This window comes from Streptomyces sp. NPDC053069 (genome assembly GCF_044546895.1).
Lineage (GTDB): Bacteria > Actinomycetota > Actinomycetes > Streptomycetales > Streptomycetaceae > Streptomyces.
Genome location: NZ_JBITZN010000005.1, coordinates 70,418 through 89,403, shown reverse-complemented (window position 1 = coordinate 89,403; position 18,986 = coordinate 70,418). Strand labels below are relative to the sequence as shown.

At 72.3% G+C, this 18,986-nt stretch carries 14 protein-coding genes and 2 pseudogenes; 6 read left to right on the top strand and 10 right to left on the bottom strand.

The annotated features are described in order from the left end of the window. The first annotated feature begins 138 nt into the window (after positions 1 to 138). Complete coding sequence (gene sph / locus ACIGXP_RS12935) at positions 139 to 1,122, top strand: sphingomyelin phosphodiesterase (RefSeq protein WP_399767421.1); 984 nt, start codon at positions 139 to 141, stop codon at positions 1,120 to 1,122. On the opposite strand, the gene ACIGXP_RS12930 is transcribed toward sph, so the two are convergent. Further along, positions 1,119 to 2,771, bottom strand: coding sequence for an MFS transporter (locus tag ACIGXP_RS12930; RefSeq protein WP_399768404.1), 1,653 nt, complete (start codon positions 2,769 to 2,771; stop codon positions 1,119 to 1,121). The genes sph and ACIGXP_RS12930 overlap by 4 nt on opposite strands. A gap of 152 nt (positions 2,772 to 2,923) precedes the next feature. Next, positions 2,924 to 3,346, bottom strand: a complete 423-nt coding sequence (locus ACIGXP_RS12925) for a MarR family winged helix-turn-helix transcriptional regulator (protein WP_399767418.1) — start codon at positions 3,344 to 3,346, stop codon at positions 2,924 to 2,926. A 140-nt stretch (positions 3,347 to 3,486) separates the two neighbouring features. Between ACIGXP_RS12925 and ACIGXP_RS12920 the strand changes: the two genes are divergently transcribed. Next, on the top strand, positions 3,487 to 3,660 hold the full coding sequence (locus ACIGXP_RS12920) for a CsbD family protein (RefSeq protein ID WP_191873756.1): 174 nt from the start codon (positions 3,487 to 3,489) through the stop codon (positions 3,658 to 3,660). A gap of 282 nt (positions 3,661 to 3,942) precedes the next feature. After that, positions 3,943 to 4,410 (top strand): ATP-binding protein, encoded by a 468-nt coding sequence (locus ACIGXP_RS12915; protein WP_399767415.1) that lies wholly within the window; start codon positions 3,943 to 3,945, stop codon positions 4,408 to 4,410. Here the strand turns inward: ACIGXP_RS12915 and ACIGXP_RS12910 are convergent. The 4 genes and pseudogenes from ACIGXP_RS12910 to ACIGXP_RS12895 form a co-directional block, all read right to left on the bottom strand. Further along, positions 4,397 to 6,745, bottom strand: coding sequence for a SpoIIE family protein phosphatase (locus ACIGXP_RS12910; RefSeq protein WP_399768402.1), 2,349 nt, complete (start codon positions 6,743 to 6,745; stop codon positions 4,397 to 4,399). The two genes, ACIGXP_RS12915 and ACIGXP_RS12910, sit on opposite strands and share 14 nt — an antisense overlap. A gap of 130 nt (positions 6,746 to 6,875) precedes the next feature. Then, positions 6,876 to 11,138, bottom strand: a complete 4,263-nt coding sequence (locus ACIGXP_RS12905) for a HAMP domain-containing protein (protein ID WP_399767413.1) — start codon at positions 11,136 to 11,138, stop codon at positions 6,876 to 6,878. Between the two features lie 225 nt (positions 11,139 to 11,363). Further along, a pseudogene (locus tag ACIGXP_RS12900) lies at positions 11,364 to 12,518 on the bottom strand (thiamine pyrophosphate-dependent enzyme); the annotation flags it as partial. Positions 12,519 to 12,823: 305 nt separating this feature from the next. Further along, positions 12,824 to 13,069, bottom strand: a pseudogene (locus ACIGXP_RS12895) (thiamine pyrophosphate-binding protein); the annotation flags it as partial. A 215-nt stretch (positions 13,070 to 13,284) separates the two neighbouring features. Here ACIGXP_RS12895 and ACIGXP_RS12890 point away from each other — a divergent pair. From ACIGXP_RS12890 to nrfD, 3 genes are read left to right on the top strand one after another with little or no spacing between them, the layout of a single operon-like run. Beyond that, positions 13,285 to 14,919: a cytochrome bc complex cytochrome b subunit gene (locus ACIGXP_RS12890; RefSeq protein ID WP_399768400.1), complete on the top strand. Its 1,635-nt coding sequence runs from the start codon at positions 13,285 to 13,287 to the stop codon at positions 14,917 to 14,919. 19 nt (positions 14,920 to 14,938) lie between these two features. Further along, the gene (locus ACIGXP_RS12885) at positions 14,939 to 15,955 is read left to right on the top strand and encodes a 4Fe-4S dicluster domain-containing protein (RefSeq protein ID WP_399767410.1); all 1,017 of its coding nucleotides are present in this window, start codon (positions 14,939 to 14,941) and stop codon (positions 15,953 to 15,955) included. After that, positions 15,952 to 16,965, top strand: coding sequence for an NrfD/PsrC family molybdoenzyme membrane anchor subunit (gene nrfD, locus ACIGXP_RS12880; RefSeq protein ID WP_399767407.1), 1,014 nt, complete (start codon positions 15,952 to 15,954; stop codon positions 16,963 to 16,965). The genes ACIGXP_RS12885 and nrfD overlap by 4 nt, the downstream gene beginning before the upstream one ends. Position 16,966: 1 nt before the next feature. On the opposite strand, the gene ACIGXP_RS12875 is transcribed toward nrfD, so the two are convergent. From ACIGXP_RS12875 to ACIGXP_RS12860, 4 genes are read right to left on the bottom strand one after another with little or no spacing between them, the layout of a single operon-like run. Continuing rightward, entirely contained in the window at positions 16,967 to 17,650 is a 684-nt protein-coding gene (locus tag ACIGXP_RS12875; RefSeq protein ID WP_399767404.1) for a haloacid dehalogenase type II, read from the bottom strand. After that, a complete protein-coding gene (locus tag ACIGXP_RS12870; RefSeq protein WP_399767401.1) occupies positions 17,640 to 18,161 on the bottom strand; it encodes a hypothetical protein in 522 nt (173 codons plus the stop codon). The genes ACIGXP_RS12875 and ACIGXP_RS12870 overlap by 11 nt, the downstream gene beginning before the upstream one ends. Positions 18,162 to 18,167: 6 nt before the next feature. Next, entirely contained in the window at positions 18,168 to 18,527 is a 360-nt protein-coding gene (locus tag ACIGXP_RS12865) for a hypothetical protein (RefSeq protein ID WP_399767398.1), read from the bottom strand. Next, entirely contained in the window at positions 18,524 to 18,907 is a 384-nt protein-coding gene (locus ACIGXP_RS12860; protein WP_399768398.1) for a cbb3-type cytochrome c oxidase subunit I, read from the bottom strand. The genes ACIGXP_RS12865 and ACIGXP_RS12860 overlap by 4 nt, the downstream gene beginning before the upstream one ends. Positions 18,908 to 18,986 lie beyond the last annotated feature (79 nt).

Below are 18,986 nucleotides of genomic sequence, written 5' to 3'. Positions count from 1 at the left end.
GGCGTCGAGCGTTCCCGACAGCCCACTGACCGGAGGTCCGGGAGCGAACTGGTATGTGCTCAGGTGTTACCTGTGGGTAATCGCGGGTGGTTTGATGTGCGGCGCCACTTCGCCCCCTTCGTCCGACAGGGAGATCCAGTGACACCCTTCGCATCGCGCCGCGCACTCGCCGCTGCCGTGCTCGCCCTCGCCCTGCCCGCTGCCGCGCTCGCCGGCCCGACGCCCGCAGCCGCCGCCGAACCGGCACCCGCGCTGAAGGTCCTGACGTACAACGTCTTCCTGATGAGCAAGAACCTCTACCCCAACTGGGGGCAGGACCACCGGGCCGCCGAGATACCGAAGGCGTCCTTCTTCCGGGGCAACGACGTCGTGGTGCTGGAGGAGGCGTTCGACAACTCCTCCTCGGACGCGCTGAAGAGCGCGGCGGCAGCCGCATACCCCTACCAGACACCGGTGGTGGGGCGCAGCCGCACCGGCTGGGACGCGACCGGAGGGGCGTATTCCTCGACCACGCCGGAGGACGGCGGGGTCACCGTCCTGAGCAAGTGGCCGATCCTCCACCGGGAACAGTACGTCTACAAGGACGCGTGCGGCTCCGACTGGTGGTCCAACAAGGGCTTCGCCTATGTGGTGCTGAACGTGAACGGAACCAAGGTTCATGTGATCGGCACCCATACGCAGTCCACGGACTCGGGCTGCGCCGCGGGTGAGGCGGCGCGGGACCGCAGCCGCCAGTTCCAGGCGATCGACGCCTTCCTGGACGCCAAGAACATCCCGGCCGACGAGGAGGTGCTGGTCGCGGGAGACCTCAACGTCGACTCGCGGAGCGCCGAGTACACCTCGATGCTCGCCGACGCCGGCCTGACCGGGGCCGACGCGCGCACCGGGCACCCGTACTCGTTCGACACCCAGGAGAACTCCATCGCCCGCTACCGCTACCCGGGCGATCCGCGCGAGGACCTCGACTACGTCCTTCCCCGCGCCGGCCATCCCCGTCCCGCCAGGTGGACGAACGAGGTCGTCCAGGAGGAGTCGGCGCCCTGGACCGTGACCAGCTGGGGCACGTCGTACACCTACACCGATCTGTCGGACCACTATCCGCTGCGGGCCTGCGCCGGCTAGGACGAGGTGCGTGTGGGCCGGGCCCCGGCCGGGTCCGGCCCGGGCTGCCGGGTGTCGTCGTCGGCGCGCTCGTGGCCGCCGCGCAGGGCGGAGGCCAGCGCGGCGGCCAGTGACATGACCGCGGCCACCGTGAAGACGATGGTCAGACCGTGGTGGAAGGGTCCGGAGACCAGCTCAGGAAAGAAGGTGTGGCCCGTCAGCCCGGCCCGCTGGGCGGCGGTCAGGTGGCCCAGGGTGCCACCGGAGCCGAGCAGATGACCGATCGGGTTGTTGCCGAGGAACGTGGCGAACAGAGTGCTGACCGGCGGCAGCGCGGCCACCTCGTGCGCGGTCCCGGCGGGCACGCCGTGCGCCTGGAGTCCGCTGCTGAGGGTCTTCGGCAGGGTGCTCGCGAGGCCGGAGACCATCAGGGAGAAGAAGACGCCGATGGACAGGGCCGTGCCGGAGTTCTGGAAGGTGGCGCGCATGCCGGAGGCCACGCCCCGGTGGCGGGCCGGCACGCTGCCCATGACGCAGGAGGTGTTGGGCGAGGAGAACATGCCCTGGCCCAGGCCGTTGAGCAGCAGCAGCGTCGCGAAGAGGCCGTACTCGAAGTTCACCGGGAGGGCCAGCAGGCCGAGGAAGGAGGCGGCGACGATCACCAGTCCGGCGGTGGAGAAGACACGCGCGCCGAACCGGTCGGACAGATAGCCGGAGACCGGCCCGGCGACGAGGAAGCCGAAGGTGAGCGGCAGCATGAAGATGCCCGCCCACAGCGGGGTGTCCTCGAAGTCGTAGCCGTGCAGCGGCAGCCAGATGCCCTGCAGCCAGATGATCAGCATGAACTGCAGTCCGCCACGGGCGATCGCGGTCAGCAGGGCGGCCAGATTGCCGGCGGCGAACGCCCGCACCCGGAACAGCGAGAGCCGGAACATGGGCTCGGCGGCCCGCGTCTCGACGAGGCAGAAGACCAGCAGCAGGCACACGCCGCCGATCAGGCCCGTGAGCACCCAGGGGTTGGTCCAGCCGGTGGCATGGCCGCCGTAGGGCTGGATGCCGTAGGTGATGCCGGCGAGCAGGATGCCGGCGCCGGAGGCGAAGGTGAGGTTGCCGAGCCAGTCGATGCGGCCGCGCCCGCCGGCCGAGGTCTCGCGCAGGCTCAGGTACGACCACACGGTGCCGGTGACGCTGACCGGGACGCTCACCCAGAACACCGCCCGCCAGTCCACCGCCGCGAGCAGGCCGCCGGCGAGCAGGCCCAGGAACTGCCCGGCGAGCGCGGTGATCTGGTTGACGCCGAGGGCCATGCCGCGCTGCCGGGCCGGGAAGGCGTCGGTGAGGATGGCGGCCGAGTTGGCGGTGAGCATGGAGCCGCCGAAGGCCTGCACGATGCGCCACAGGATCAGCCAGAGCGCGCCCGCACCCGCCCGGAACGGGTCGAGGGAGAGAGCGACGGAGGCGCCGGCGAAGACCAGGAAGCCCAGGTTGTAGATCCGCACCCGGCCGAACATGTCGCCGAGCCGGCCGAGGACGACCACCAGGACGGCAGAGACGAGCAGATAGCCCAGGATCATCCACAGCAGATAGCCGATGTTGCCGGCCGCGAGCGGGTCGAGGCCGATCCCACGGAAGATCGCCGGCAGCGAAATGATCACGATGGAGGCGTCCATCGTGGCGATGAGCACGCCGAGCGTGGTGTTGGAGAGGGCGACCCACTTGTAGCCGGGGCCCGGAGGTGTGTCGCGCAGGCGGGCGGAGCGGGCGAGCAGCCGGGCGCGCAGACCGCCGGCCGGGGAGCCGTGCGGGGCGGAGGCGGGGCCGGTCACAGTCGTTCCGCCAGCCGGTCGAGCAGGGGCAGGGCATCGTGCAGGGTCTGCCGCTCCTGCGGGGTGAACTCCTCCAGGGCGTGCGCGAGGCGGCTCACGGACTCCGAGCGGCGCTGTTCCAGCACGGTCCGTCCCTCGTCGGTGATCGACACGATGGCCCGGCGGCGGTCGGCCGCGTCCGGGGTACGGCTCACCAGTCCGCGGTGTTCGAGTCCCGTGAGCGTGCTGGCCATCGCCTGCGGCCGGACCCGTTCCAGCTCGGCCAGCGAGCCGGGCGAGTCGGGACCGGTGCGGGCCAGCCGGGCCAGCACCGAGGCGCCGGACAGCGTCACGTCCCCGACCGCGTGCGCCTGCCGCAGTCGGCGGACGACCCGGCCCATGGCCAGCCGCAGCGCGGCGGCGAGTGCAACCGTGTCCATGGGTACTAACGATAGGCTTATCAGTTTGGACTGTTCAACCAAACGTAAGTAGTCACGGGTCCGGTTACTGGTTTGGATGGCGTCCCAGTGGCAAGCCGAATGTCGTCCAGACACCGCGAACACGTTGGGATGTGACACCGATGGCTGGCAACCAGAAGGCGAAGGGCAAGGTCGAGCAGGCCAAGGGCAAGGCCAAGGAGGCCGTGGGCCGCGCGGTCGGCAACGAGCGCCTGGAGGCCGAAGGGCGCATGGAGGGTGCCCGTGGAGACGCGCGGCAGGCCAAGGAGAAGGCCAAGGACACCTTCAAGCACTGACGCATGCCGGTTCAGGCGGCTGTTCGACTCCGAGCGGGTCCGGGAAACCCAGCGGACGCTGGCCTCCCGGGCCCGTTCCGCCGTGTACGGGGGATCGTTTCCGCTGCCCGTGCCCGTGCGCCTCGCACGGCCGCGGCCCCTCACCAGGGGGGCCTGCGCAACCGGAGGATTCCCCGCGAACGTGCCCTTGACCGATGGCTCAGCGGGTAACCGGGCAAGGACGGCACGACCCCCGTGTGCGCAGGAAGGGACCCTGATCCCGGAGGAAAAGGGCAACGACGTATGGACATCTCGCTCAGGACCCTCGCGACGACGCAGGCGCGCTCCGCGCCCCTGCGCTACAGCCGCACCTGGGACACCGGCGTGACCAGCATCGGCGACGCCAGAGACGCCGTCGCCTCCCTGCTCTCCCGGGCCCGGCCCGCACTCGCGCGACGCTCGGTTCAGGATGCCCAGCTCGTCGTCAGCGAACTGGTCACGAACGCGGCCAAGCACGCGCCCGGCCCGTGCGCCCTGTGCCTGGAACTGCTGCCCGACGCCGCGGCGTTGCGGATCACGGTGACGGACACCTCCGCCGAGCCACCCCGGCGCCGCCCGCCCGATCCCGGCCGGGTCGGCGGCCATGGACTGCACCTCGTCGCCATGATCTCCCGCGACCTGGAGGTGACCCGGCTCCCCCGCGGCAAGCGGGTCACCGTCACCGTACCGCTCACCGACGGGGAGACCGGCCCCGCGGTCAGCCGACCCTGATGCCCACGATGCAGGTGTCGTCGTCGGTGTCCGACTTGCTGTAGGTGAGCAACCGGTCCAGCTGCTGGTCCAGGGTCGTCGGCGCCGAGCGCGCCATGTCCAGCAGATGGGACAGCGACTCCTCCACCGAGCGGTCCCGGCGCTCGATCAGCCCGTCGGTGTACATCAGCAGGGTGTCCCCGGCGGCCAGTTGCTCCTCGGTCTCCTCGTACACCGCCTCCGGCAGGGCGCCCAGCAGCAGTCCCTTGAGCGCGGGCAGCGCGGTGGCGTCCCCCTCACGGACCAGCACCGGCGGGAGATGGCCCGCGCGCGCCCAGCGCAGGGTCCGGCGCTCGCCGTCGTACAGGCCGCAGACGGCGGTGGCGGTGACGGCACCCGTCAGATGGTGGGCGACGATGTTCAGCCAGGCCAGCAGCTGGGCCGGACCGGCTCCGGTGACGGCGAGCCCGCGCAGCGCGTTGCGCAGCACGACCATGCTGGTGGCCGCCTCTATGCCGTGCCCGGCGACGTCCCCCACGCACAGCAGCACCAGCCCGGAGGGCAGCACGACGGCGTCGTACCAGTCGCCGCCGACCAGCTGCTCGGTCTCGGCCGGTCGGTAGCGCACCGCCACCTGCAGGCCGGGCACTCGCAGCGGTGCCTGGGCGGGCGGCATGATGGCGTGCTGGAGCTGGAGGGTGAGCCTGTTGCGTTCGTGGGCCTGCTGCTCGGTCTGGGCGAGCTGGTCGCGGGTCGCGGCCAGGGCGACCTCGGTCCAGTGCTGGGCCGAGATGTCCTGGTAGGCGCCCCGGACGACGAGCAGCTGACCGCCGGTGTCGAGGACCGGTTCGGCGACCACGCGGATGTGCCGGGTCACCCCGTCCGGACGCAGCAGCCGGAACGCGGCCGACGCCGGCCTGCGGTGGTGCAGCAGCGCGCGCAGGAAACGGCCGATGGTGACGGCGTCGTCGGGGTGGGCGTGGGCGGGCAGGTCCTCCAGGGGGACCGGCGGGCTGGTGGTCGGGCGCCCGTACAGGTTGAACAGCTGGCCGTTCCAGGTGATCTCACCGGTCAGCTGGTTCTCCTCGAAGCCGCCGATCCGCCCGAGCCGCTGGGCGTGCTGCAGCAGGCTGGCCAGCCGCGCGGCCTCGTCCTCGATGCGCCAGATGAGCAGCACGCTGCAGCCGTGCCGGCTGATGCTGATGTCCGCGACCGCGGAGAGCGGCACCTGGTCGACCAGCGCGGTGAGCCGCATACGACTGGCGCGGAACGGCTCGCCGGTGGCGTAGACCCGCTCCACGCGCTGGAACAGCTCGCTGGAGCCGGCGGCCATGGGATAGGCCTCCAGCAGCAGGGCGCCCCCGACGACGGCCCGCGGCCGTCCCGCGGGGTCGAGGAAGCGGCTGTTGACGTGCTGGATGCGGAAGTCGACGAGCTGCCCGGTGTGGTCGAGGTGCGGCACCAGGACCAGCGCCGGGTCGTGCAGGCCGTCCGCCAGGTCCATCAGCTCCACCACGTCGGGCAGCACCCGGAGCTCCTGCGTGGCCGCGGAGGGCAGTACGAAGGTCTCCAGGGTGTGCGCGCAGAGCTCGGCAAGCGCTTCCACCTGCCGCACCACTGGGCGCGGCAACGGCTCCTCGGGTCCCGGCCAGGCGATCTCCAGGACGCCGTGGATCCGCCCGCCCGCACCCGCGGGTACGGCGATCCGGGCGCCGTCGGCGTAGTCCCGTCGGCCGATCGTGGGCAGCCCGGAGGCGGTGAGCGAGGGCAGCCACTGCCCGTCCGGCTCGGTCAGGCCGCGCCGGGCCACCGTGGCCACGTCGGGTGGGACGTAGCGCCAGCGGGCTGCCTCGGCCGCAGGGAATCCGGCGCTGCCCGCCAGGGTCAGCGACCCGTCGGAGCCGGCAGCCCAGATCGCGACGGCGACCGCGCCGAGCGGGCGCAGGGCGTGGTCGAGCAGCGAGTCGGCCATCGCCTGGGTGTCGGGCGCGGCGAGGACGCCGCTCTCGGCGGCACGCAGCCGTACGGCGGCCGACTCCTCGACCGGCCCGGCGGGGTCCGCGGCGACGGACAGGAACGCCTCGCTGACCTCCGTGACCCGGTCCCGGGCCGCCTGGTTGATGACGTCCACCGCGAACTCCAGCGGGGTCACCTGGGCCTGCTCGGCGAGTTCGGCGAGCTGGCGGGCGGCCTGGGCGGGGCCACAGCCCAGGCGCTCCACCAGGATGCCCTTGGCCAGCTCGATCAGCGCCCGGCCCTCGGCCTCCGCCTGCGCGGACCGCACCTCGCGGCGCAGCCGCTCCACGGTGGCGGCGAGCCTGCCCACCGGCGACGTCGCCGGAACGTCGGCCGTCATGGTGTCCACGGCCGGCAGTTGAGCGGGCGCGCCGGTCGGCGCGTCCGCTCCGGCCGGCGGTTCATGGCGGTTCACCGGTTCGGTACTCCTCGGCCTGCGGACGGGCGGGTGAGCGGTGTCGTCGCCGCCGTCATGCGGGGAGCCAACGCCGGACGCAGGCGATGAGGTCATGGGTGTCCACCGGCTTTGTGACGTAGTCGCTGGCGCCGGAGGCGAGGCTCTTCTCCCGGTCACCCTGCATCGCCTTGGCGGTGACGGCGATGATCGGCAGGTCGGCGTACTGCGGCATCTTGCGGATCTCGGCCGTTGCCGTGTACCCGTCCATCTCGGGCATCATCACGTCCATCAGCACGAGTTCGACGTCCGGGTTGTTCACGAGCGTCTCGATGCCCTTGCGACCGTTGTCGGCGTGCAGGACGCGGAAGCCGTGCAGTTCGAGGATGCCGCTGAGCGCGAACAGGTTCCGCGCGTCGTCGTCGACGACGAGGACGGTACGGCCGCGGGTGTGCTCGTCGGCGAAGTCCGCCGCCGCGTGCTGCGGTTCCTCGGTGCGGACCAGGGTGAGCACCTCCCCGGGCTCCTCGGCCGACAGGTGCAAGGCGATCCGCTCCCGCAGCTCGTCCAGGCTGGACAGGTACTCCAGCGAGCCGCCCGGCTCCCCAGCCGGGTGCTCGGCACGCAGGGAGCTGTGCACCAGCACGGGGACGCCCGAGAGAGCCGAGTCCGCGCGCAGTGCCTCGAGGAACCGGGCCGACTCCCCGTCCGGCAGCCCCAGGTCCACGACGACACAGTGGCACGGCTCGGCAGCGAGGGCGCCGGCCGCTTCTTGGGCGCCGACCGCGGTGATGATGTCGACGGCCACGCCGGCGCCGTCGGCGCGGCTGTGCCGGAGGTCGCCGACCACGCTCTCGGCAACGAGCGTCAGCAGGCCGCGCGGCCGCTCCTCGACGACCAGCAGCCGGCGCGCACGCTGCCTCTTCCCACTGCCGAGCGGCGCCGCTGCCGTCGGCTCTCCCCCGGTCGCTCCGTCCGTTCGCTCCGGTTCGGCCGCCTTCGGCGCCGTGCGTCCACTGCGCAGGAGCGTGTCGAAGTCGGGCCGGGCGACGGGCAGGAAGAGTGTGAAGGTGCTGCCCTTGCCCGGTGTGCTGTCGACGGCGACGGCGCCGCCGAGCAGGTGGGCGATCTCCCGGGTGATGGACAGGCCGAGCCCGGTGCCGCCGTACTTGCGGCTCGTGGTGCCGTCCGCCTGCTGGAACGCGCCGAAGACGGACTCCAGTTGCTGTTCCGGAATCCCGATGCCGGTGTCCTTCACGCGGAACGCGACGACCGCACCGCCGCGCATCACCTCCTCGGGCACCTCGTCGTCGGCAGCGGGCTCCACGCGCAGTTCGACACCGCCCTGTTCGGTGAACTTCACCGCGTTGGACAGCAGGTTGCGCAGGATCTGCCGCAGCCGGGAGTCGTCGGTGAGCAGGTCGGCGGGTGCGCCGGCGGCCGTGCTGACGGTGAACTCCAGGCTCTTCTGCGAGGTCATGGGCCGGAAGGTGGCCTCGACGTACTCGAGCAGTTGCCTCAGCGACACCCGCTCGGGGGTGACGTCCATCTTGCCGGCCTCGACCTTGGACAGGTCAAGGATGTCGTTGATCAGCTGAAGCAGGTCCGAGCCGGCCGAGTGGATGATGCCCGCGTACTCCACCTGCTTCGGGGTGAGGTTGCGCGACGGGTTCTGGGCGAGCAGCTGGGCGAGGATGAGCAGGCTGTTGAGCGGGGTGCGCAGCTCATGGCTCATGTTGGCGAGGAACTCGGACTTGTACTTGGAGGCGAGCGACAATTGCTGGGCCCGCGCCTCGAGTTCCTGCCGAGCTTGCTCGATCTGCAGGTTCTTCGCCTCGATGTCCCGGTTCTGCTCGGCCAGCAGCGAGGCCTTCTCCTCCAGTTCGGCGTTGGACTGCTGGAGCTCCTCCTGCCTGATCTGCAACTCCGCCGAACGCGACTGCAGTTCACTGGTCAGCCGCTGCGACTCCTCCAGGAGTTCGTCGGTGCGGGCGTTGGCGACGATCGTGTTGACGTTGACGCCGATGGTGTCCACCAGCTGCTGCAGGAAGTCCCGCTGGACCGCGGTGAACCGGGTGACGGACGCCAGCTCGATGACGCCGAGGAGTTGCTCCTCGAACACGATGGGGAGCAACAACAGCGCGGTCGGCTCGATCCGTCCGAGTCCGGACGAGATGGTGACGTAGCCGGGCGGCAGCTCGTCCACCGCGATGGTACGGCGGCTGCGCGCGGCCTGGCCGACCAGGGAGCGGCCGAACGGGATGACGGCGGGCCGGGTGTCCTCCTCGGGCCTGCCGTAGGAGCCGACGAGCCGCAGCCCGGGTCCCGACGGGCCGTCCTCGGCGAGGTAGAAGGCCCCGTACTGGGCCAGGACCAGGGGCGCCAGCTCGTCCATGATGAGTTCGGCGACGACGGGCAGGTCACGGTGACCCTGCATGAGGCCGGAGATCCGGGCGAGGTTCGTTTTCAGCCAGTCCTGTTCCTGGTTGGCCCGGGTGGTCTCGCGCAGCGACTCCACCATGGAGTTGATGTTGTCCTTGAGGTCGGCCACCTCACCGGAGGCGTCGACGGTGATGGACCGGGTCAGGTCGCCCTCGGCGACGGCGCTGGCCACGTCGGCGATGGCACGCACCTGCCGGGTGAGGTTCCCGGCGAGTTCGTTGACGTTCTCCGTGAGGCGCTTCCAGGTGCCGGAGACGCCCTCCACCTCGGCCTGACCGCCGAGCCGCCCCTCGGTGCCGACCTCGCGGGCCACCCGGGTCACCTCGTCCGCGAAGGCGGAGAGCTGGTCGACCATCGTGTTGATGGTGGTCTTCAGTTCGAGGATCTCGCCGCGCGCGTCGACGTCGATCTTCTTCGACAGGTCGCCCTTGGCCACGGCCGTCGTCACCAGCGCGATGTTGCGCACCTGGCCGGTGAGGTTGTTGGCCATGGAGTTGACGTTGTCGGTCAGGTCCTTCCAGGTACCGGCCACGTTGGGCACGTGGGCCTGCCCGCCGAGCCGGCCCTCGGTGCCCACCTCGCGGGCCACCCGGGTCACCTCGTCCGCGAACGCCGACAGAGTGTCGACCATGGTGTTGATGACGTCGGCGAGGGCGGCGACCTCGCCCTTGGCCTCGACGGTGATCTTCTGCGAGAGGTCGCCCTTGGCCACGGCGGTGGCGACCTGGGCGATCGAACGGACCTGGCCGGTGAGGTTGGAGGCCATCACGTTGACGTTGTCGGTCAGGTCCTTCCAGGTGCCGGCGACCCCGCGCACCTGCGCCTGCCCGCCGAGCCGGCCCTCGGTACCGACCTCGCGGGCCACCCGGGTCACCTCGTCCGCGAACGCGGAGAGCTGGTCCACCATCGTGTTGATGGTGTTCTTCAGCTCCAGGATCTCGCCGCGCGCGTCCACCGTGATCTTCTGGGACAGGTCACCCTGCGCCACGGCCGTGGCCACCTGGGCCACGTTGCGCACCTGGGCCGTCAGGTTCCCGGCCATGAAGTTCACCGAGTCCGTCAGGTCCCGCCAGGTGCCCTTGACGCCCTTGACGTCCGCCTGGCCGCCCAGCCGGCCCTCGGTACCGACCTCGCGGGCCACCCGGGTCACCTCGTCCGCGAACGCGGAGAGCTGGTCCACCATCGTGTTGATGGTGTTCTTCAGCTCCAGGATCTCGCCGCGCGCGTCCACCGTGATCTTCTGGGACAGGTCACCCTGCGCCACGGCCGTCGTCACCTGGGCGACATTGCGCACCTGGGCGGTGAGATTCCCGGCCATGAAGTTGACCGAGTCCGTCAGGTCGCGCCAGACGCCGGCGACGCCGGGAACCTGTGCCTGTCCGCCGAGCCGGCCCTCGGTGCCCGCCTCGCGGGCCACCCGGGTCACCTCGTCCGCAAAGGCCGAAAGCTGATCGACCATCGTGTTGACGGTCTCCTTCAGCTGAAGGATCTCGCCACGCGCGTCGACGTCGATCTTCTGGGACAGGTCACCCTTGGCCACCGCCGTGGCGACCTGGGCGATGTCACGGACCTGGGTGGTGAGATTGCCCGCCATCGCGTTGACGGAGTCGGTCAGGTCGGCCCAGGTGCCGGAGACCCCGGGCACCCGTGCCTGCCCGCCGAGGGTGCCCTCGGTGCCCACCTCGCGGGCCACGCGGGTGACTTCGGAGGTGAACACGGACAACTGGTCGACCATGCCGTTGAAGACGGTGGCGATGTCCCCCATGAGCCCGGTGGAGTCGTCCGGCAACCGGGTGCCGAAGTCTCCGTCGCGCACCGCGGTCAGCCCCGCGAGCAGTCTTCTCAGTTCCTCATCGCCCGGGACCACGTCCGTCGTCCCGCTAGCCCTGCCGGCCATGCACACCCTCGTTCCACTCCCCAGGAGCCCTCGTGCGGAAGGCTCGGAACCACTGCCGGGCACACGGCCTGACCCGGCGGCTGGCATGTGCATTTCCGCAGTTCACGGACGTGCACGATGAGAAAGTACGCCGCAGGTTAACCCGACTGCACCGGCTCGGACAAAGCATTCGGCCAACCTTCGACGATCATGAAAATCACCCGGGGAGACGGGAATGAGGCCGGATCAGCCGGGTATCCGAAAGGGTTTGTCCAAGGCGGTCGGGCGGCGCTTCTCCCCCGTGCCCGCGATGCGCGTCCGGGCCCCGCCGGACGCCCAGTCGGGCGGGGTCTCCCCGTCCACCACGAACTCCAGCACCGTGGGCCCCGGCTGGGCGAGCACGTCGGCCCAGACCGAGGCGACGTGCCGGGGCCGGTCGCAGCGGACCGCCGGCAGACCCGCCAGCCGCGCCCACTCGGCGTACGGCATGGCGGGGACCTCGGCGGACAGCGGGATCAGCGGATCGCCGGCCGCGGCGCGGCGTTGCCAGGTCAGCCGGTTAAGGTCGCCGTTGTTCAGCACGCAGAACACCAGCGGGGGAAGACCGGCCAGCCGGTCCGAATGGCGGCGGACCGTGATGAGTTCGTTCAGGCCGCCGCTCTGGAAGGCGCCGTCGCCGACGAGGGCGACGACCGGGCGGTCGGGGGCGGCGAAGCGGGCGGCGACGGCGTAGGGCACGGCCGCGCCCGGCATGGCCAGCCGGCCGGACAGCAGCGCGCGCATCCCGCCCCGGAGCCGGAGGTGGCGGATCCACCAGTCCAGCGAGGTCCCCGAGTCGGTGACGACGACGGCCCGGTCGGGCAGCCGCTCGGACAGCTCGGCGACCACGGCACGCGGGTTGACGGACGTACCGAAGTAGCGGCCGGCCTTGGTGTGTCCCTCGGCCCGCCAGGCCCGCACCGCGTCCTCGACCCGCGTGCGCCAGGTACGGTCGGCGGCGCGGTGCAGCAGCGGGATGAGCGCTTCGAGGGCCGCGGTGGCGTCGCCGTTGACCCGCACCGCCGCACGTGCTCGGTCCAGGGGGCAGTCGGCCGGTTCGGGATCGACCGTGACGATCCGGCACCGGTCGGGGCCGGGCACCAGCGCGGGGTCCAGGTCCTCCGCGCCGACAAGCAGCAGGGTGTCGCAGTCCCGCAGCAGCGCGGCGGCGGCCTCGCTGCCGAGGGTGCCCGCCACGCCCGTGAGGTACGGCAGGTCGCCGGGCAGGGCGTCACGGGCCAGGGCCGTCGTGGCGACACCCGCGCCGAGCAGCGCCGCCACGCCCACCGCCGGCCCGGACGCGGCGCGCCCCGCGTTGCCCACGACCACGGCCGGTTTCCCGGCGCCGTCCAGAACTTCGGCCGCGCGCCGGACGTCCCCCTCGCCGGGGTGCGCACCGGCGGGCGGAAGTCGACGGGTACCGCGCCGTCCGGCCCGTCGGGCGCCGGCGCCGCGAGGACATGGCGGGGTACGACGAGGCCCGCGACGCCCCGGTCGGTGAGCGCGGCCCGCACGGCCCGGTTCAGGGCGTCACCCATCAGCTCCGGCGCGAAGACCTCCTCGCAGAAGACACAGACCTCCGCCAGATGGCGCACGATCCGTCCGCCAGGACGACGGGTGCTCGCCGTGTCCCCCACGACGGCGAGCACCGGAGCCCGGTCCGCCGCCGCGTCCCACAGCCCGCCCAGCAGCCGCAGCGCGCCCGCGCCGGGCGGGGCGAGGCAGCAGCCGAGGCGGCCGGTGAGCTTGGCGTCGGCGCACGCCATGAGGGCGGCGGACTCCTCGCCACGCGTCTGCACGAACCACGGCGCCGCCGGCCCGCCGCCGAGGGCGCCGACCAGCGGATCGACCTCCACTCCCGGCACGCCGTAGACCCGCTCCGCGCCCCAGGCCCGCAGCCGGACGGCGAGCATATCGGCCACGTTCACCACGCCGGCCTCCTCACACCGGGACACCTGTCCGGGCGCCGGGTAGCCGCGCGCCGGTCCGGGCAAACGGACAACGGCACCGGGTACCCCGTCCGACCGTGCCGTTTCGAGCGAGCGGAGCAAGGGCACCCGTGCCAGGCTCGGGACAGAGCAACCGAGAGTGAGGGGCCCGGCACGGGCGGAAGGCGGGCGCGGTGGCGGTGTCCGAGGAGCGGCGGTCGGTCCGGAACGAGGGACGCGGTGAGCGCCTGGTGTCGGCGCTGGACAAGCGGCTGCCGGTCGCCTCGGCCGGCAAGGAGTTCCTCCGCAAGGCGTTCCCGGACCACTGGCCCTTCCTGCTGGGCGAGCTGGCGCTGTACAGCCTGCTGGTGCTGGTGCTGACGGGCGTCTGGCTGACGTTCTTCTTCCACCCGGACATGACGGAACGGCCGTACACCGGCTCGTATCTGCCGCTGCGCGGCACGATGACCTCCGAGGCGTATGCGTCGGTGCTGCACATCAGCTTCGACGTGCGCGGGGGCCTGCTGGTCCGGCAGGTGCACCACTGGGCGGCGCTGGTGTTCGTGGCGGCGATCGGGGTGCACCTGCTGCGGATCTTCTTCACCGGCGCGTTCCGGCGGCCTCGGGAGGTCAACTGGACGGTCGGGGTGACCCTGTTCCTGCTGTCCCTGCTGGAGGGCTTCTGCGGCTACTCGCTCCCCGACGACCTGCTGTCCGGCACCGGTCTGCGCACCTCCCAGCGCATCGTGCTGTCGATCCCTGTCGTGGGCACATATCTGTCGTTCTTCATTTTCGGCGGCCAGTTCCCGGGGCACGAGATCATCTCCCGGCTGTACGTGATCCACATCCTGCTGGTGCCCGGCCTGCTGCTGGCCCTCGTCGGGATGCATCTGACGTACATCGTGGTCCACAAGCACACCCAGTGGGCGCAGCCCGGCCGCACCAACCGGAACATGATCGGCAAGCCACTGGTCCCGCAGTACTCCGCCAAGTCCGCAGGCCTGTTCTTCGTCCTGGCGGGCATCCTCACCCTGATGTCGGCCCTTTTCCAGATCAATCCGGTCTGGGCCTTCGGGCCGTACCGCGCGGACCATGTGTCGCTGGACGCGCAGCCCGACTGGTACGTCGGCTACCTGGAGGGCGCGCTGCGGCTGATGCCGGCGGCGGAGACGAACATCGCCGGACACACGATCGTCTGGGACGTCCTCCTGCCGGGCGTGATGCTGCCCACGGTGCTGTTCCTGATCCTGTACGGCTACCCGTTCTTCGAGCGCTGGCTCACCGGCCCACAGCCCGAGCAGCACCTGTGCGACCGGCCGCGCAACCAGCCGACGCGTACCGCGCTGGGCGCGGCGGCCGTCTCGGCGTACGGGGTGCTGCTGATGGCGGGCGGACAGGACGTGCTGGCCTACAAGTTCGGCCTGCCGGTGGAGTTGCTGACACGTGCCTTCCGTACGGCGCTGTTCGTGGTGCCGTTCCTGACGTACCACGCCACCAAACGCGCCTGTCTGGGTCTGCAGGCGGCGGACCGGCGGCGGCTGCTGGACGGCGAGACGACGGCGGAGGTGCGGCGCACGGCGGGTGGCGGCTACGAGGAGGCGCACACCCTGCTGTCCCGCGAGGAGGCCTATCGCATCCTCGTGCGCGACACGCCCCGGCCGCGCGCCGAGGGCACGGAGGCCTGGCGCTGGTTCCGCAAACACCGGCTGCGCAACGCCCTCAGCCGCTGGTACTTCGCCAAGAGCGTGGAGATGCCGGCCACCGCCTGGCAGAAACACCGGGTGGAGGTCGTGCGGGCGGCGCCGGGCGAGGTACCCGGGGAGGGCGAGGAGTGATGGGCGAGGAGGTACGGGGATGAGCGAGGGCGACGAGGTCCGCGGAAACCTGCTGTACGGCCCGCAGCCGGACGTGGCCGGTGACTCCGGCTGGCCGGGCGCCCCGCCGCGGATGGGCTTCTTCACCGACACCTCCGTGTGCATCGGCTGCAAGGCGTGCGAGGTGGCCTGCAAGGAGTGGAACGCCATCCCGGAGGACGGCCTCGAACTGACCGGCATGTCCTACGACAACACCCAGGGGCTGGGTGCCGACACATGGCGGCACGTGGCCTTCATCGAGCAGCGCAAGCCGTTCGGCGGGCAGGAGCCCGGGGTCGCGCACGAGGACGTCGACGTGTTCGCCGCCGCCGCGCGCCTCGGCACCGATGCCGCCTCTCCCGGTCCCGGCGCCACCACTCCCCCGCCCGGCCGGGCCCCCGGGGGCGCGCCCGCCGGGCAGATCTCTCCCGTCTCCCCCGACGGCCGCACCGAGCTGCGCTGGCTGATGGCCTCGGACGTGTGCAAGCACTGCACGCATGCGGCCTGCCTGGACGTGTGCCCGACCGGGGCGCTGTTCCGCACCGAGTTCGGCACGGTCGTCGTGCAGGAGGACATCTGCAACGGCTGCGGCTACTGCGTGCCCGCCTGCCCGTACGGCGTCATCGACCAGCGCGAGGACGACGGCCGGGTGTGGAAGTGCACGCTGTGCTACGACCGGCTCGGCGTCGGCATGGAGCCCGCCTGTGCCAAGTCCTGCCCCACGGACTCCATCCAGTTCGGCCCGCTGGAGGAGCTGCGCGAGCGGGCCCGGGCCCGGGTGGCGCAGCTGCACGCGGCCGGCGTGACCGACGCCCGGCTGTACGGCGAGAGCCCCGAGGACGGGGTCGGCGGCGACGGGGCGTTCCTCCTGCTGCTGGACGAGCCGGAGGTCTACGGCCTGCCCCCGGACCCGGTGGTCACCACCCGGGACCTGCCCGACATGTGGCGGCACGCGGCCCTGGCCGCCGCCTCCCTGGCCGCACTCGCCGTCGGCAGTTTCGTACGGAGGCCGCGATGAGCGAGTCGGACGTCACGCGGAACGGCGTACAGGGCGCGCGGCCCGGCCGGGAGGCGACGACGGGCGCGCACGCGGGTCGCCGCCGGCGTCGGCGCGGGCGGGGCGAGCAGCCGATGGTGCCGGACGCCGCCTTCTCGTCGTACTACGGCAAGCCCGTGCTCAACAAGCCGACATGGAAGCCCCTGGACATCGCGGGCTATCTCTACCTGGGCGGCCTGGCCGGGGCGTCGTCGCTGCTCGCGGCCGGGGGCCAGGTCACCGGCCGGCCGGGGCTCGCGGCACCGGCGAAGCTCGGGGCGGCCGGGGCCATCTCGCTCTCGCTGGCCGCGCTGGTGCACGACCTGGGCCGCCCGGCACGCTTCCTGAACATGCTGCGGGTCCTCAAGCCGACCTCCCCCATGAGCGTGGGTTCCTGGCTGCTGGCGGGGTACGCGCCGCTGACGCTGACCGCGGCGGCCACCGAGGTGACGGGCCGCTGCCGGCTGCTGGGCTCGGCGGCGACGGCGGCCGGCGCCGTCCTCGGCCCGGCGGTGGCGACGTACACCGCAGTCCTGCTCTCGGACACGGCGGTGCCCTCCTGGCACGAGGGCTACCGCGAACTGCCGTTCGTGTTCGCGGGTTCCGCCGCCACGGCCGCGTCGGGTCTGGCCCTGGCGGCGGCTCCGACCGCTCAGGCGGGGCCCGCGCGCCGGATGGCCGTCCTCGGGGCCGCGCTGGAGCTCGGGGCCTTCCGGACGATGAAGCGGCGCATGGGCCTGGCCGCCGAGCCCTTCGAGCGGGGCGGGCCGCACCGGTTTCTGCGCGCGGCGGAGCTGCTGACGGCGGGCGGCGCGGCCCTCGCCCTGTTCGGCGGACGGGACCGGCGCCCCGCCCTGGCGGCCGGAGCCGCCCTGCTCACCGGCTCGGCGGCCCTGCGCTTCGGCGTCTTCCACGCCGGGGTGGCCTCCGCCGAGGACCCCAAGTACACGGTCGTACCACAGCGCGAACGGCTCGCCGCACGCGGCCACTGACCTACTCGGCCCCGAGCCGGGCCGCCAGGTCGGGCAGCGAGGTGGCGGTCAGGCCGGCGGGGTGCGCCACCGAGGGGTAGGGGTGCGATGTCCGGCGCAGCCAGGCGGTGGTCAGGCCCGCGCGGGCGGCGCCGTCGATGTCCCACGGATGCACCGAGACCAACAGGGCCTCACCGGCGGTCACTCCCACGGCGTCCAGGGCGTAGGCGTAGGCCTCGCGCGCGGGCTTCCAGCGGCCCGGGCCCGCCACGTCCAGGTGGGTGGTGAAGCACTCGGTCAGTCCGGCCCTGTCCAGCACCGCGCGGGTGGTGTCGGCCGAGCCGTTCGTCAGGGTGGCGAGTCGGAAGCCGGCCGTGTGAAGGGCACGTACCCCTTGGGGCACGTCCGGGTGCAGGGGCAGCTCCCGCAGCCCGGCGAGGACGTGGGCCGCGGCCTGTTCCGGGTCGGTGGCGCCCTCTTCGCCGGCCGCCAGCGCCCGCAGTCCGTCCCCGGCGACGGCGGCGAAGGACGCGTGGCCGCCGGCGAGGGTGAGGGCCACGCCGTCGCGCAGCACTCCGGCGAACCAGGTGGCGAGGAGATGGCCGGGCAGACCGACGTGCTCCAGACGGGCGGCGAGCGGGGCCATGTCGGTGAGTGTTTCGTTGACGTCGAACAGCAGGACGCGGGGGCGCAGGTCAGCGGGCATACGGGTCACCTCCGTGCGCGGGCAGGGCCGGGCTCTGTGCCTCGCGCTCCTCCCGGTTCACCCAGGACCAGGTGAGGGCCGCCGCCGCGACACCGAGGGGCAGCATGCCGACGATCATGGCGAGGCCGGCCGCCGAGTGGCCCGTGGCGACGACGCCCACGGCGGGCAGGTCCAGCAGGGGTGTGGCGAGGAACAGGTACAGGCAGCGGCCGGGGTCGTCCAGGCGGTGCCGGGTGCGGGCGGCGACCGGGAGCCAGAACAGCACGGCGGCCGCCAGGAGCACCGGTTCGGTGACGAGGGCGCCACCGGGAGCACGCAGGCCGGCGAACGCGCCGAGTACGGCCCACGCGTGGACCAGCACCAGCAGGGGCAGGGCCACGGGCGCGGGCACGCTGATCCGCTCCCACAGCGGGGAGCGCCGCAGGACATGGACGACGCCCGGGACCACGGCAGCGGCCAGCAGCGCGGAGGCGGCCATCGGGACGACGGACATGTGCGCCATACGGTCCATCCGGCGTCACCTCTCCCGGGCCGTCGTGCCCCGCACCGCCATGGCCGCCGACACGGCCAGCAGAGGTACAGCGACGACCAGCAGCCAACGGCCGTAGACGAAGCAGAGCGCCACGAGCAGCAGGCCGAACGCGGCGGGCGGGACCGCGCCCCCGCCCCGGTCCGGGACGTGGTAGCGGACGTGCTGGTCGGGCGCCCTGCGCGAGGACAACAGCACGAGCAGTGCCGCCAGTTCGAGGACGAGGACGACTCCGCCCCACAGCCGGAAGACCAGCGCGCTCTCGCCGTAGACCGCGAGCACGGCGAGGAGGACACCGTTCAGCAGGCCCCAGCCGGCGACCAGCACGGCGGACAGGTGCCGTTTCATGTGCCGCTCCTCTCCCGCCGCCTCAGGTCGAGCAGCGGGGCGAAACTGCTGACGGGCACGAGCGGGCGGCCGGCGGGGAAGTTGAGGGGCGGCGGGGGTGAGGCGGTGGTCCACTCCAGGGTGTGCGCCTCCCACGGGTCGTCACCGGCCGGCTCGGCCCGCCCGAGTGAACGCCTGCGCAGTGTCCGGAGCACATTGACGGCGAACACGGTCATGCCGGCCACGAGGAAGGCGGCGCCGATGCTCGCCAGCAGATTGAGCAGTCCGAAGCCGTCGAAGACGGCGTAGGTGGCGACCCGGCGTGGCATGCCGAGGTAGCCGAGGGCGAACATCGGCAGGAAGGTCAGGTTGGTGCCGATCACCAGCAGCCAGAAGTGCAGCCGGCCCAGGCCCTCGTCGAGGAGCGTGCCGGTGACCTTCGGGAACGCCGAGGATCGTGCCGAGCATGCCGAAGTACTC

What these genes read in the sequence shown, in the direction of transcription:
- ACIGXP_RS12915 (WP_399767415.1), top strand. Translation starts at nt 3,943, where the DNA reads ATGGACATCTCGCTCAGGACCCTCGCGACGACGCAGGCGCGCTCCGCG.
- nrfD (WP_399767407.1), top strand. Translation starts at nt 15,952, where the DNA reads ATGAGCGAGTCGGACGTCACGCGGAACGGCGTACAGGGCGCGCGGCCC.
- ACIGXP_RS12870 (WP_399767401.1), bottom strand. Translation starts at nt 18,161, where the DNA reads ATGGACCGTATGGCGCACATGTCCGTCGTCCCGATGGCCGCCTCCGCG.
- ACIGXP_RS12910 (WP_399768402.1), bottom strand. Translation starts at nt 6,745, where the DNA reads ATGACGGCCGACGTTCCGGCGACGTCGCCGGTGGGCAGGCTCGCCGCC.
- ACIGXP_RS12925 (WP_399767418.1), bottom strand. Translation starts at nt 3,346, where the DNA reads ATGGACACGGTTGCACTCGCCGCCGCGCTGCGGCTGGCCATGGGCCGG.
- ACIGXP_RS12885 (WP_399767410.1), top strand. Translation starts at nt 14,939, where the DNA reads ATGAGCGAGGGCGACGAGGTCCGCGGAAACCTGCTGTACGGCCCGCAG.
- ACIGXP_RS12920 (WP_191873756.1), top strand. Translation starts at nt 3,487, where the DNA reads ATGGCTGGCAACCAGAAGGCGAAGGGCAAGGTCGAGCAGGCCAAGGGC.
- ACIGXP_RS12930 (WP_399768404.1), bottom strand. Translation starts at nt 2,771, where the DNA reads ATGGACGCCTCCATCGTGATCATTTCGCTGCCGGCGATCTTCCGTGGG.
- ACIGXP_RS12865 (WP_399767398.1), bottom strand. Translation starts at nt 18,527, where the DNA reads ATGAAACGGCACCTGTCCGCCGTGCTGGTCGCCGGCTGGGGCCTGCTG.
- ACIGXP_RS12905 (WP_399767413.1), bottom strand. Translation starts at nt 11,138, where the DNA reads ATGGCCGGCAGGGCTAGCGGGACGACGGACGTGGTCCCGGGCGATGAG.
- ACIGXP_RS12875 (WP_399767404.1), bottom strand. Translation starts at nt 17,650, where the DNA reads ATGCCCGCTGACCTGCGCCCCCGCGTCCTGCTGTTCGACGTCAACGAA.